This is a genomic window from Streptomyces sp. RLA123, from assembly GCF_056270165.1.
In genome coordinates, this window is sequence record NZ_JBWDOR010000003.1 from 7621816 (window position 1) to 7635218 (window position 13403).

11 protein-coding genes are annotated in these 13403 nt (G+C 71.1%); 4 read left to right on the forward strand and 7 right to left on the reverse strand.

What is annotated here, in order from left to right; translation table 11 throughout:
- Window positions 1-161 precede the first annotated feature (161 nt).
- Window positions 162-1073, forward strand: a complete 912-nt coding sequence (locus RV983_RS34905) for an alpha/beta hydrolase (protein ID WP_475989718.1) — start codon at window positions 162-164, stop codon at window positions 1071-1073.
- A 232-nt stretch (window positions 1074-1305) separates the two neighbouring features.
- On the opposite strand, the gene RV983_RS34910 is transcribed toward RV983_RS34905, so the two are convergent.
- From RV983_RS34910 to RV983_RS34920, 3 genes are all read right to left on the reverse strand, one after another.
- Window positions 1306-2385: a WxL protein peptidoglycan domain-containing protein gene (locus RV983_RS34910; RefSeq protein ID WP_475989719.1), complete on the reverse strand. Its 1080-nt coding sequence runs from the start codon at window positions 2383-2385 to the stop codon at window positions 1306-1308.
- Between the two features lie 75 nt (window positions 2386-2460).
- Window positions 2461-4386, reverse strand: coding sequence for a purple acid phosphatase family protein (locus tag RV983_RS34915; RefSeq protein WP_475989720.1), 1926 nt, complete (start codon window positions 4384-4386; stop codon window positions 2461-2463).
- A 129-nt stretch (window positions 4387-4515) separates the two neighbouring features.
- A complete protein-coding gene (locus RV983_RS34920) occupies window positions 4516-5724 on the reverse strand; it encodes a HupE/UreJ family protein (protein ID WP_475989721.1) in 1209 nt (402 codons plus the stop codon).
- A 173-nt stretch (window positions 5725-5897) separates the two neighbouring features.
- Here RV983_RS34920 and RV983_RS34925 point away from each other — a divergent pair, with 173 nt between their 5' ends.
- Complete coding sequence (locus RV983_RS34925) at window positions 5898-6569, forward strand: type 1 periplasmic-binding domain-containing protein (RefSeq protein ID WP_475989722.1); 672 nt, start codon at window positions 5898-5900, stop codon at window positions 6567-6569.
- Between the two features lie 24 nt (window positions 6570-6593).
- On the opposite strand, the gene RV983_RS34930 is transcribed toward RV983_RS34925, so the two are convergent.
- The 3 genes from RV983_RS34930 to RV983_RS34940 all read right to left on the reverse strand — a co-directional run bounded on the left by RV983_RS34930 (window position 6594) and on the right by RV983_RS34940 (window position 8101).
- Window positions 6594-7163, reverse strand: a complete 570-nt coding sequence (locus RV983_RS34930; RefSeq protein WP_475989723.1) for a GNAT family N-acetyltransferase — start codon at window positions 7161-7163, stop codon at window positions 6594-6596.
- An 82-nt stretch (window positions 7164-7245) separates the two neighbouring features.
- Window positions 7246-7515, reverse strand: a complete 270-nt coding sequence (locus tag RV983_RS34935; RefSeq protein ID WP_475989724.1) for a hypothetical protein — start codon at window positions 7513-7515, stop codon at window positions 7246-7248.
- 43 nt (window positions 7516-7558) lie between these two features.
- Complete coding sequence (locus RV983_RS34940; RefSeq protein WP_475989725.1) at window positions 7559-8101, reverse strand: allene oxide cyclase barrel-like domain-containing protein; 543 nt, start codon at window positions 8099-8101, stop codon at window positions 7559-7561.
- Window positions 8102-8867: 766 nt separating this feature from the next.
- On the opposite strand from RV983_RS34940, the gene RV983_RS34945 reads away from it, so the two are divergent.
- Both RV983_RS34945 and fabV read left to right on the forward strand, forming a co-directional pair.
- Window positions 8868-9746, forward strand: coding sequence for an alpha/beta fold hydrolase (locus RV983_RS34945; RefSeq protein ID WP_475989726.1), 879 nt, complete (start codon window positions 8868-8870; stop codon window positions 9744-9746).
- A gap of 633 nt (window positions 9747-10379) precedes the next feature.
- The gene (gene fabV / locus RV983_RS34950) at window positions 10380-11678 is read left to right on the forward strand and encodes an enoyl-[acyl-carrier-protein] reductase FabV (protein WP_475989727.1); all 1299 of its coding nucleotides are present in this window, start codon (window positions 10380-10382) and stop codon (window positions 11676-11678) included.
- A 150-nt stretch (window positions 11679-11828) separates the two neighbouring features.
- Here the strand turns inward: fabV and RV983_RS34955 are convergent, their stop codons facing one another.
- The gene (locus RV983_RS34955) at window positions 11829-13145 is read right to left on the reverse strand and encodes an acyltransferase family protein (protein ID WP_475989728.1); all 1317 of its coding nucleotides are present in this window, start codon (window positions 13143-13145) and stop codon (window positions 11829-11831) included.
- Between the last annotated feature and the right edge of the window lie 258 nt (window positions 13146-13403).

Consider the following 13403-nt stretch of genomic DNA (forward strand, 5'->3'; position numbering starts at 1 on the left):
CATCGCCCTGGGCCAGGCCGCTTCCCGGCCCGGCAAGAAATCCGGACCGCGCCCGCAACCTCCACGGGTGCCGCACGTCTGTCAGAACGAATGGACCGCCGCGTCGCGCCGTGCAGTGCCGGTGCGACGGCGCTCCCAGGCATCCACACACAAGGACGAACGTGAGAACTATCCGCTGGGCGATCCCGGTTGCCCTGCTGTGCCTCTCCGGGCTGTCGGCCTGCTCCTCCGCACCCGAGGCCGCCGGCACGCCGGAGTCCACCGCCACCCGGGCACCGGTGCGGCCGTCACCGGCCGGCACACCCTCGCAGCGGCCCAGCGTGCGCCCGCCCAGTGCGCACCCGCCCGTCGACTACACGCCCAGCTGGCCAAGCATGTCGACCCGTACCGAAGCGGGGTACCTCGTCGACACCTGCGTCCCCAAGGCGTTCCGTGACAAGGTCACGACGCTGACCACCAGCGACGGCGTCCATCTGTCCGCTCTCGAACTCGGGGACGGCCCCGACGGCGTGCTCCTCGATCACGAACAGGGCTACAACATCTGCTCGTTCCTCGACATCGGGAGGAAACTCGCCTCGCGCGGCTACCGCGTGGTGATCCCGGAGTACCGCAACCACGGGGCCTCCGAGCACGTGTCGGACAACGAGCACATCGAGCGCGACGCGGCGGCGGGTCTCGCCGAGCTCAAGCGCCTCGGCGCCGAGCGGGTCTTCCTCGGCGGCGCCTCCTGCGGCGGCAGCACGGCGGCCGTCGCCGGGGCCGACGGCGAACTTCCGGTGGTGGGACTGCTGATGATGTCCTCACCTGCCCGGTGCGGCGGCGTGGACGCGGTGGCGGCGGCGCGGAAGATCGATGCCCCGTCCCTGTTCGTCGTGTCCCCGGGGGACATGCTGGGCGCGGTGGAGAAGCAGGTCCGTGAGGTCTACGCCGCGTCGGCGGCGCAGCACAAGCGGCTCGTCATCGACCAGAGCGGCTACCACGGGACCGACATGATCCGGCGCGGGCCGCGCGGTGCCGCACTGGAGCGCGACGTCATCGCGTTCGTCGTGGCCGCCTACGACAAGGCGGGATGACGCCCGGAGCCGTTGCGGTTCCCGGCGTCCTGTGCCCGTAGTCCGGGACGGGTTGGTTCAGGGTCAAGGCACCATCGGGACACGGGGTTCCGGTGGAGGCGCGGGCGGATGTCGTGATCTCCCCCCGGGGTAATTCTGCCCGCGCCGCGCACTTACCCCGCGCCCCCGCAGCCGGGCGGCACGCGTCGTCATGGCCGGTGAGGCCCGACGACGCGCACCGCGCGGCGGCCGGTCAGCTCTCCTGCGTCGTACGGTCGCGCAGCGCCTGCTGGACGGCGCTCTGCACGCGGGCGTCCTCATGCAGCTTGCGGCGTGCGCGGGCGCGGCGTGCGAGGAGAAGGCCGCCGACGACGGCAGCGATCACGACGACCACGAGCACGAGCAGCGTCCACGGGACGGCCAGGCCGTGGACCGTGGCCCGGACCGGCTGGAGCGGGGTGGTGGAGCCGGCGGCGTCCGTGAGCAGGGGGACGAGGGTCGCGTTCGCGGCCAGGTTCACCGCGGGGGCGACACCGTGGACGGGCACCTTCACCTTCCAGCTCTCACCGGGGAGCAGCTCCGGTGGGGCGGCGATGTCGCCGGCCTTGGTGCGCAGCCATCCGAACGGGCCCGTGACCGAGGCCGCCTGGTTGGCCGACAGGGTGGCGTTGCCGGTGTTGTGCACGGTGTAGGTGACGGTGGCGTCGCCCTTGGCGAACGGGTTGAACGTGCCGGAGTAGTCGATGTGCAGGTCCTCGATCGCCAGCTGCGGCTTGAGGGCGCCGCTGACCCGCAGCTTGACCCGGATGCCCAGGCGCCGGTCCACATTGATGCCCGCGGCGTCGGCGGACTGCTTCAGGGACGTGAGGATGCCGCCCACGTGGTCGCCGGGCGTCGCGTTGGACGGAACGGTGACGGTGAAGGGGATCTGCGCGGTCTTGCCGGGCTTGATCACGACGCTGTCGCGGTCGGCACGGACCCAGGCGCCGATCCCGACGGACTTCTTGTCCTTCGTGAGCAGGTCGAGCTGACCCGTCTCGGTGGTGTATCCGTCCGCGGCGTACAGCGCCAGCCGGAGCGGGGACTTGCCGTGGTTGGCCACGACCATGGCGTCCTTGACCTGGCCGCCGGGGTTCACGTCGTAGCTGTAGCTCGACCGGTCGTCGCCGTACCCGTTCGCGGCGGTCCTGACCGTCCAGGTGACGTCGCCGTCGGCTGCCCGCGCGGGGCCGCCGCTCAGGCCGGTGATCGCGAAGGCCATGAGCAGGGCCAGGGCGGCGGGGCGGACGAGCGCGCGGAGGGTGGTCGTCAGGCGCGTGACGGGTGGGTGCATCTCGGGATTCTCCTGGAACGGGGAGGCGGGGCGGGCACCGGACGGTGCCCGCCCCGCCAGGTGGAACGGGTCCGATCAGCTGCTGAGCGCGGTGATCGTCAGGGTGGCGCGGTAGTCGCCCTTCTCGACGCTGTCCGGGATCTTCAGATCCAGGTCGGCGCCCACCTTGGCCTCACCACGCGCGTGGCCCTGCTCGGCCGAGGCCAGACCGCGCGAGATCGCGAGGCCCTGGCCCTGGTCGTCGTAGCCGGAGGCCACCGACGCGTTCGCCGTGGCGCCCGCGCCGTCGACGAGGACGCGCGGCGTCCAGCCGAGGAAGGAAGCGGCGAACGTCTTGTCGGCGTCCTTGAACGCGCTGACGCTGGCCGAGATCGACCACGGGGCGAGCGAGCGGCGGCTGTCGGAGACGACGATCGGGTTGATCCGGCCGTCGGCCTCGAAGTGGTCGCCGTTCTTCTCCTCGGCGGTGCCGAGGTCCACCAGGCCGTTGTAGCCGTCGATCGTCCAGCCGAACTCGCCCGGAGCCGGGTTCGGGACGTTGACCTGGAGGTCCTGCGCGTCACCGTGGTACGGGTGCACCGTGACGTCGTCGACGTGCGAACCGACCGGCTGGTCGGCGCCGTTGGCGGCGCTGCGGATGTTCTCGACCACGAGCTTGTCGTTGCGCACCTGCACCTTGACGTAGGTGCGGACGTGCTCCTGGTTCTGAACCGAGTTGTACCAGTAGTTCTTCGGGTTCAGCGGGTCGGCGCCGTTGCCCGCACCACTCGTGCCGCTGTTGTCCGGCGCGGTGATGTCGTAGTACTTCGAGCCCGAGGCGGAGTTGGCCGTCACGTAGAGGACGCCGCCGGGACCCGGGTACACATCGGCGGCACCCGGCTTCTCGGCCGGGTTCTCCTTCTCGCCGTTCTTGATCAGGTAGCTGCGGGAGTAGCTGTGGTCGTGGCCCTGCAGGACCAGGTCGACGCCGAGCTTCGAGAACGTCGTCGGGAAGTCGACACGACGCTGCTTGTTGTCGCTGTCCTTGGCGTGGTCGGCCGGCGAGTAGATGGAGTGGTGGTAGACGAGGACCTTCCACTTGGCCTCGTTGCCGTGCTTGTTGATGATGTCGGAGACGTAGCTGACGTGCGCCGCGTCGCCGCCGCCGTTGGTGGAGCTGTAGCTGTTGCTGTTCAGGTCGATGAACAGCACATCCTTGTAGATGTACCAGTAGTCACCGCCGGACTGGGTGCCCGCGGGGTTCCCGTCCTTGTAGTAAAGGGCCGAGCGGTCGGTGTTCGGGGTGGTGAAGTGCTGCTCGTAGGCCTTGCCGCCGACGTCGTGGTTACCGATGGTCGCGGCCCACGGGTACTGCCGGAGCTGGTTCGGGGCGAGGAAGGAGTCCCACTGGGACTCGGTGTTCGCCGACTCGACCTGGTCACCACCCGACACCAGGATCTCGGCGTTCGGGTTGGCCCTCAGCGAGACGTCGACCGTGTCCTGCCAGCCGGCCTGGTCGCCCGCCAGGTTGCCCGACGAGCCGATCTGCGGGTCGCCGTAGAACAGGAAGTCGTAGTCGCCCTCGAAGTCCTGCGTCTTGAAGGCGTACGCCGTGGACCAGTTGCCCTCGGTGCCGACACGGTAGGAGTAGGCCGTGTTCTCCTTCAGACCGGTGATCGTCGCGTGGCGGTTGAAGCCGCCGCTGGTCGCGATGTTCGCCGCGCCGATGGCGTCGAAGGTGGTCGCGCCGTCCGGGAACTCGCCGTTGACCAGCTGCGCGGTCGGGACGACCTGGACCTTCTGCGCCGTGTCGGCGGAGGAGTACCACGTGACAGTGCGCTGCGACTCGTTCGAGCCCACACCGAGGACGATGCCGGTGATCGCGGACGTGTCGGCGGCGTTGGCGGGGGTCGCCAGGCCACTGCCGAGGGCCACGGTCAGGCCGAGAAATGCCGCCGTGGCGCCAGTGGCCACACGACGCCGCACAGGCCCGGAAGCCTGCGAGGGGTTGCTCGATCTCATGAGTATTCGTTCCTCTTGTGCACGATGTGTGTGCATGGAATGGAGACCATCAAGCTCTCGGGTGTTGGTAAAGGGAAGTTAAATGTGATCGACGAGTTGTCTGAACAACATGCGAGACCTGTGTTCGTCTCAGAGTCCGAACGCCCGCTGCGCGAACCACACCATGCCCATCGCGGCCACACCCGCGGAGATCACGCCCGTGGTCCACAGGCCGGCTGCCGGTGAGCGGCGGCGGAGCAGGATGAGCGCAGGGAAGACGAGGGCGATGATCGCGAGTTGCACCGTTTCGATGCCCACGTTGAACACCAGCAGCGACCACAGCAGCGTCCAGGACCACGCCGCCTGGATCCCCAGCGCGCCCGCGAAGCCCAGACCGTGCACGAGGCCGAAACAGAACACGACGCCGAGGCGCGACCAGCCCGCGCGGTCCAGGCTGAAGTGACCGGCTCCCGTTGTCTCGAGGTCGGTCGCGTGACCGCGGCGGCGCCAGATCCGCCACAGGTGCCAGCCGGCGACCACCGCGATCGACAGCGCGATGACGGGCTCCACGATCCGCGAGGGGACGTCGACCAGGCCGAGCGCGGCGAGCATGAACGTCACCGAGTGCGCCAGTGTGAAGCTCGTGGCCGCGAGCACGATTTCACGCGGCCGCCGGGATCCGGCGATCAGCGCCAGCAGGAACAGGATGTGGTCGATCCCGCTCAAAAGGTGCTCGGCGCCCAGGCGGAAGAACTCCCAGAACCGCTCGTACCAGGTCTGGCTGATCGAGAACGACGGATGTTCGGCGTCGAGCGCCGCACTGCCCGAGCGGCCTTCGACGTCGTAGGTGACGATCGCCTTGACGCCCTTGACGTATCCCTCCGCGTCGGCGAAGAGCCCGCTGCGCACCTCGTGGTCGTCGGTGCCGTCGGCGCAGGCCCATTCGAGCACCAGATCGGCGTACGGAACGCCCTCCCGCTGGCCCATCGTGAAGCCGCCGGTCCGCGTCGGCGCACAGGTCTTGCCGCCTGAGGAGACGGTGAAGCGCTTGGTCGCGTAGGCGACCACCGACTTCGCGTGAGCGTCGAGCGCCGCCGCCTGCGCGCCGGTGTCGCGCGCGTCGAACGCGGCCGTTCCCGACGTGAAGAGTGCGTCGTCGTGCTCGTAGTCGGCGGCGGATACGACGAGCAGGTCGTACTCGAGCTCCAGTTTCGTGCGTATGCGACCTTCGTCGCCCGAGGCGACGTGGACGTACACGGTGGAGGTGAAGCCGTGGGCGAACGCCGGCTGCCCGAAACTCAGGAAAGTGATCACCACCGCAGTGATCCCGATGATGGCGCGGCGGACACGTTGTGACATGTGGCTCCTTCAGGTTGCCAGTGCACGGTGCATGCCACGGGTGAACACCATCCGCCGTGCCGGCGAACCGTCGAACAACAACATCGAGAACGACGCCCGCGCGGGACCGCGGCGGCAATCGGGATAGCAGGATGGGGGGCGCACCACCCTTCACCACTCGGAGGACGATCACCTTGCGCGCCCCGCTTCGCGCCCTCGCCACGCTGGCCGTGGCCATCGCGCTGGTCACCGGATGCGGTTCCGGTGACGACTGGTCACGGCCGCACCCCGAGCCGACCGCCGTCGGCGAACTCGGTGCCGGGTTCGTCGACCCCACCGCCCCGCCCGGCCCGGAAGCCACCACCACCCCGCGGCCCGGCTCCTGGAGCGGGGTCCACCCGCCGCGGGGCTACCGCGTCGTCCTGCTCACGGCGGGCGACGACGGCCCGACCAAGGCGCTGGTGGCGGCGGTCAGCCAGTGGGCCGAGGCGGAGCATGTCGACCTGAGGACGGTGGCCGCCGAAGGCCCGTCCGACTACATCCCCGCGGCGGGCAGGGCCCTGAAGATGGGCGCCGACCTCATCGTCAGCGCGGGCAACGACCTGATCGACCCGCTGGCGATGGTCACTCCCAACCACCTGGAGCAGCGGTTCCTCGTCGTGGGCGCCGAACTGGCCGAGCCCACGCACAACGTGACGGCGGTCGACTGGTCCGGTGCGTCGTTCCGCGGCGAGGGGCTCGGCATGTCGTCCACCTTCGACCCCGCCTCGTTCACCACCGCGCGCTGTGAGGCCGCCATCAGGGCGGGCGTCGCGGCCGTGCTCAGTGACATGACCGGCATCGTGCTCTGGCTCGACAAGGTGTGACCGCTCCCGCCCTGCCGGGCGGGCTCACGGCACTGTGGGGGGCGGCGTCCGGAGGGAGGGAGGATTCCCGTCCCGGAGGCGGTACACCACACTGCGGCGCAGGGGGCCGTCCGGTACGTCGGGGTCGTCGAAGTCGTCGGCCGGGTCACGGGTCATGCCGATGCGGCGCATCACGGCCTGCGAGCGCAGGTTGGTCGCGGTCGTGACCGCGAGGATCTCGTCGAGCCCGAGGTCGTGAAAACCGAAGGCCAGCACGGCCAGGGCCGCTTCGGTGGCGTAGCCGTGACCCCACGCCGAACGGGCCAGGCGCCAGCCGGCCTCGACTCCGGTGAACGGCATGCCCTCGTCCACCGGGTCGAGCCCGGTGAATCCGATGAACTCGCCGGTGGCCCTGACCTCCACCGCCCACCAGCCCCAGCCACGCCGTTCGATGTCGGTGTGGAAACGGGCCGCGGAGGCGTCGCTCTGTTCCCGCGTGAGCACGCCGGGAAAGTACTCGCGGACCCGAGGGTCGGCGTTCAGCGCGGCCCACGGGCCACGGTCGGAGTCCCGCCACCCGCGGAGCAGGAGGCGATCGGTGCGCATCTCGGCCATCGCGCCAACCTAGCCCGGCCGCGCACGGGGGGCGATCGAATATGCGGCCCCCGGCGAGCCGTCCCCTACGAGGGGACGCCGCCTACACGAACCGGCAGGTGAGCCACTTCTCGTGGTCGTAGTGGTCCTGCGACGGGTACTTTGCGATGAGGGGGACCACCTCGGTGGTGTCCTGCGGCCGTATGCGCTCGGGGAGCGCCCCGAACCTGGCCCGGCGGGCCGCCGCCTCGGCGTCCGCGTCGGTGACGGCCGCGGGGACGACGATAACCGGGGGTGCCGCGGTGACGGCGGTGACGGCGGTGACGGTGGTGGCTTCCGGCACCCTGGTGGATTTCCGCGAGGTGGTGAACACGAGCCGCTTCCTGTTCTTCCGGGTCGATGTCGGCGATCGATGGTCAGTGGATGATGTGGAAGGTGAGATGTCGTTCCGTCTTGCCCGCGGGAACAGTGTGGACATAGCCGCGTGCCGTGTCGTAGGCGCCTGACCCACCGGTGATGGGGATGTCGATGGACGCGGCGGGCGGCAGGTGGAGCAGCGCCTGCCCGCTGATCTGCCCCTTGGGCAGGGCGAACGTTCCCACGCACTGCAGCGCGCTGGGTTCGAGGTGGACATACGTGCAGACCACGCTGTGGTCGCCGATCTTCCTGCCGTCACGGTAGATGTCCTCGGCGATGACGAGTTCGTCACCCGGGCCGAGCCCCTTCTGGCCCAGATCGACGGAGGTGGACTGCGTCTGCCGGGCGACCAGCGTGAGGACTTCCGTGCGGGGCTGGGCGGGCTGTGTGGCGCCTGGGGCCCCTGGCGCCCCTGGGGTCCCTGGGGTCACGGGGGCGGCCGAGGCGATTGGGGCCGCGACGAGGCCGCCCGTGAGGAGTGCGGCGACGCCGGCCGCCGCGCTCAGGAGCCGTACCTTGTGGGTACTGCGTGTGTTCGGCATCTTCACGCGCCTTTCGCCTCGGGATCCGGAACCGCGATTCCGTCGCACGCCCCATGCTCGGGAGACACCGACCACGCATGTCGTGGTCGATGACGACGTTCGCACAGGTCGTGTCACTCGTCAAGGTGGTGACGTTCGCTGTGGGCGGGCCCACGCTCTCGGGGTGGGGGCCGTCGCACCGAGTGACCCTGAGGTGCGTCTGCGTCGCACGGTGGGCGACTTTCGTCATCCGACTTCAGGATGATGCGCGGCATCCTGGACGTCAAGGAAGCCGGGCCTTCGGACTCTCCGACGATCTGTTCCCGGTGGGCCGGGCCTGATAACGTCACCGTGCACGTGACCGACCGAGGAGGTGAGTCCCATCAACGCTGTTGCACGCTGGGTGCTCTCCTCCCGCATGGCTGCGCGGTCCATCTGAGATAGGTGGCCCCGGGAGCGCCCTCAGGCATCCCGAAAGGCCACATCTCCATGTGCTTCACCGCGAAGACGCCCTCGAACGGCGTCGCGGAACACCACTTCATTCCCGGTCACCTCGCCGGTGCGCCCTGGTCACCCTCCGATGCCACCGGTGTCCGCCCCTTGGTTCCGCCCGGCCACGGCGGCGGTCGGCACAAAAAAGTTCCCGGCACGGTGCACCGGGCCCACCGCTGTGTGACAGCAGGCGGTTCCGGCACCCTCGCCCCCGCGGAGAACGGCTGAGCCGTACGCGTCAACCCGCCCTGTCGTGGCGGCATTTGTTCAGCCATCCGCCGAAAGGATCTCTGCCATGCCTGAGTTCTCCTCGTTCGATCCGCATGCCTCGACTGTGTCGGGGTCCTTCGCCGCGCCCGACGGAACCCGGCTCGCGTACCACTGCGCCGGTGACGGCGACCCCGTGGTCTGCCTGCCCGGGGGACCGACGGACTCCGCGTATCTGGGGGACCTCGGAGGTCTCTCCGCGCACCGCCGGCTGATCAGACTCGACCTGCGCGGTACCGGCCGGTCGCAGGTCCCGGACGACATCGCCTCCTGCCGGTGCGACCGGCTCGTCGACGACGTGGAGGCCCTGCGCGAGCACCTCGGGCTCGATCGCATGGACCTGCTCGCCCACTGTGCCGGGGCCAACCTGGCCGTCCAGTACGCCGCCCGGCACCCCGGACGCGTCCGCAGGCTGGTGCTGGTCACCCCCAGCGTCAGGGCTGTCGGCATCCCCATCGCCGGGGACCTCCGGCTCGCGACCGCGCGGCTCCGCCGTGACGAGCCCTGGTTCCCCGCCGCGTTCGCGGCGTTGGAGGCCATCGCGGCGGGCCGGGGCGGCGACGGCCATTGGCAGGAGGTCGCACCGTTCTCCTACGGACGCTGGGACGAACCCGCGCGCGCCCATCACGCCGCCGGAGAGGAGCGGATGAACCACGAGGTCGTGGCCGCCTTCGGCGCCGACGGCGCATTCGGCCCGGACGCCACGCGTGCCGCGCTCGGCCGCTTCACGCAGCCGGTGCTCCTGCTGGCCGGAGAGGTCGACCTGGGCGCTCCGCCCCGAACGGTCGACGAGTTCGCAGGTCTCTTCCCCGAGGCCAGGCTCGTCGTGCAGCCCGGGGCCGGGCATCACCCCTGGCTCGACGACGCCGAGAGCTTTGTGGCGACCACCGCCGGGTTCCTGTCGTAGTGCGGCTGTGCGGCCGCGGGCCCGGCGGAACGGCCGGGCCCCGCGCCCGCCGAGGTCACTCCGCCGGGTCTTGCGCCGCGGCATCCCGTGGGAACGCTCCAAGATCGTCCGGCGATTGTTGTGCGCTGCGAGAGCCGGATCCGGGGCCGCGGCACCGGAGACTGGCAGCACGTGGCGGCCGGCATCGCTCCGCCGATCCCCGGAGCGATTTTTCGAAAGGGACCTCACTTCACATCCACCGCGCCCTGAAGGCCGGGGATTCCCGGCTCACGTGGGCTGGGGACCAGCGGTCCGCCGGCGCTTGCACGATCGGCACCAGCCGGGTCGAGACCGGCCCGGACCAGTCCCTGGGGACACGGCACTCGTTCCACACCCACCGGCAACCTGCCCACTCCGCTTCCAGACCGGCCCGCGCCGTGGACGACACCCGCAGCCGGAAGGTGTACCGGGCATGCCCGGCCACTTCCTCCGCCACCTCAGGCGCCGCCACGCTCCGGAACCTCACAGCCCCCACTGACAACGAATGAGAGTGCAGGTCAGAACAGTGCGCAGAGAACTCCGCCGCTTCGCGGCCCCGGCCCACGGACCCGTTCCTCCCCGGCCCGAAGGCCTGGATCTCCAGGGAGAACACAGGTGACCCGGCGCACCGTCGCCCCCCGCAGCCGCGGCTTCCTCTTCCTCGACGCGCACCCCGCCGGATGCGAACGCGCCGTCGAGGACATGTGGTCGTCCGTCCCAACGGCCCCGGCCGCACCGGACACACCGGCCGGCGACCGGCCGGTCGCCCTCGTGATCGGCTCGTCCGCCGGATACGGACTCGCCGCCACCGTCGCCGGGCTCAAGCGGGCCGGCATCCGGGGCATCGGAGTCTGCTTCGAGAAGGGCCCCACCGAGCGCCGCACCGCGACGGCCGGCTGGTACCGCACGGCCGCCACCGCCCGCCTCGCCCGCGAAGCCGGCAGCGACATGGTCTTCCTCAACGGCGACGCCTTCGGCGACGCGATGAAGGACCAGGTCGCCGACCTGCTCGCGCAGCGGTTCGGCGGACGCCTCGACCACCTGGTCTACTCGGTGGCCGCGCCACGGCGCACCGACCCTGAGACCGGAACCACCTTCGCGTCGGTCCTCAAGCCGATCGGCGCGCCCCACCGCACCAAGACCCTTGTCTTCGGCGCCGACGGCACCCCCGAGATCCGCGACGTCGAGACGGCGCCCGCCGAGGGCGACGACATCGAGCAGACCGTCGCCGTCATGGGCGGCGCCGACTGGGAACGCTGGATCGACCGGCTCGCCGGCCGCGGCCTGCTCGCCGACGGTTTCTCGACCGTCGCGCTGTCGTACATCGGTTCACCGCTCACCGCCGCGATCTACCGGCAGGGCACCATCGGCGCGGCCAAGGCCCACCTGGAGGCCACCGCCCGCCGCCTCGACGAACGTCTGGGCACATCGGCCGGCGGTCGTGCCCTCACGTCCGTCAACGGCGCCGCCGTCACGCAGTCCTCGACCGCCATCCCCGGCATCGCCTTGTACGTCGGTCTGCTGCGGGGCGTCCTCGGCGACCGGCTGGTGCCCCCGGCCGCGCAGCTCACCGAGCTGTGGGACGGGCTCACCGGGGCGGCGGGACTGCGCCTCGACGACGAGGGCCGCGTGCGGCTGGACGCCTGGGAACTCGACGACGAGGTCCAGGCCGCCGTCGCCGACCGCTGGGACCGGGCCACCACCGGCTCCATCGCCGGTCTCGCCGACCTCGACTGGTTCAGCGCCGAGGTGCGCCGCCTCTACGGCTTCGATGTGGACGGTGTCGACTACGGCCGACCCGTCGAGACCGCCGTCGATTGGCCGGACCCCGCCGTGCCGGACCCCGCCGTGCCGGAGGGCGGCGTGCCGGAGGGCGGCGGCCACACCCCGGCCGCGACCGTCGACGCCACCTAGCGGCGGCACCGGTACCGACGGCCCGCCCGGTCGGCGTGCGAGGACGACCGGGCGGACTCCGCTTCCCAGCCTGCCGTGATCCGGCGCGTCAGGCAGGCCGGGGGGTGGCGGGATTGGGCCGTACGGAGGCGAGGAGTCGTGGGAAGGAGGTCAAGCCGCCGGTTCGAGGGTGTTCTCGGCATCCGGCGCACCGCGACGGGCCGGGCTCCGCGGGAGCATGACGAGGGCTGTGCCCACGGCCAGGCCCAGTGCGGGCAGGACGGGGAACCGGCCGTCGGGTGCGAAGCCCTGTACAGCGAAGCGGGCGAGCGCGGGGACGGCGGTGGCCAGACCGAGCCACACGGGCCAGGGGCGACGCGGGGCGGCGTCCGGGCGGGTCCGCTCGAACACGACCGCCAGGCCGCGATCCACGGGCCGCAACAGCCGTACGACGCCGGTCAGTACGAGACCGAGCAGCAGCAGCCAGGGCCCGCGCAGCGCCCACCACGACGGTGAGCCGAACGCGGGCTCGGGGGCGAGTCCCGTGAGGTAGAACGCGGCGGCGAGCGCCAGTACCGGCACCATGTGCCAGAGGTACAGGGTCATGCTGGCGCCGCCCATCGGACGCACCAGCCGCCAGACCCGCTCGTGCTCCAGCCACCGCCGCACCACGGGGGCGACGAGCACACACAGCCCTACCTGTGCCACCGCCCAGGCCAGCATGGCGGCCGACGGCGGGTTGGTATTGCTGGGGATCTGCCCGGTCACCAGGATCAGGCTGACCGGGAACGGTCCGGGACCGACGAGTGCCGCGAAGGCCGCCCCGCCGCCCGCGGCCAGCGCGACGGGGGTCGTCCGGTGCCGGGTCAGCAGACCGTCCCGCCAGCAGAAGCCGAGTTGGTAGGCGACCCCCCACACAAGGAGGTAGTTCAGCAGGCCCACGTACGGCGTGTGCGCGGTCACCACCAGGGCGTCGGCCATGACGGCGGCCGCTGCCACGGCCAGCGGGGCGCGGAGCCCCCAGCGGCGATGGGCCGCGTGCAGCGCGGGTGTCAGGGCGCCGAGGAGCAGGTACACGGGGAGGAACCAGAACTGCATGCCCATCGCCCAGCCCACCAGGGAGAGCGTGCCGGAGTCCACGCCCGCCGCCGCGCAGATCCCGACGGCGAGGAGCACCGGACCGCTGTAGAGGGCTGTCGGCAGCAGCAGCCGCAGGGACCGCCGTCCCACCCACCCGGCGGCCGTACCTCCCGCGGCGTGGGCACGCGACCAGGAGTCGCCCGCCGACCGGCCCCCGGCGAGGAAGAACAGCGGCATGATCTGGAACCCCAGCGTCAGCCACTGGGTCCAGGGAACGACCGCCAGCAGTTCCGGTGCGGTGATCGCCCCGTCGGGCCCCCGGACCAGCCCGGTGATCAGCCAGTGGCCGAGCACCACGAGAACGATCGCCCATGCGCGGAGGAAGTCGACGTAGCGGTCTCTGCTCATGCGTCGTCATGCTGCCCTCCTCGCCGGCCGATCGTGCGCGGGGAGCCCATGCCGCAACCAATCCGTGCCCGGCACGACATCACCACCGCCGGCACCGCGACCGGACTTTGTCCCGGGATCGGAAAAAGGGAGAGCTGATTCCTGCTCAACTTCTTCCCCCTTCGGGCAGCCGCTGCTACGTTCCCCTCGAAAGCCTCAAGGACAGGGCCGGCCGGTGGCCGGCCGCATATCCCCGCGCCACGGGGCAGGGGAGGGGAG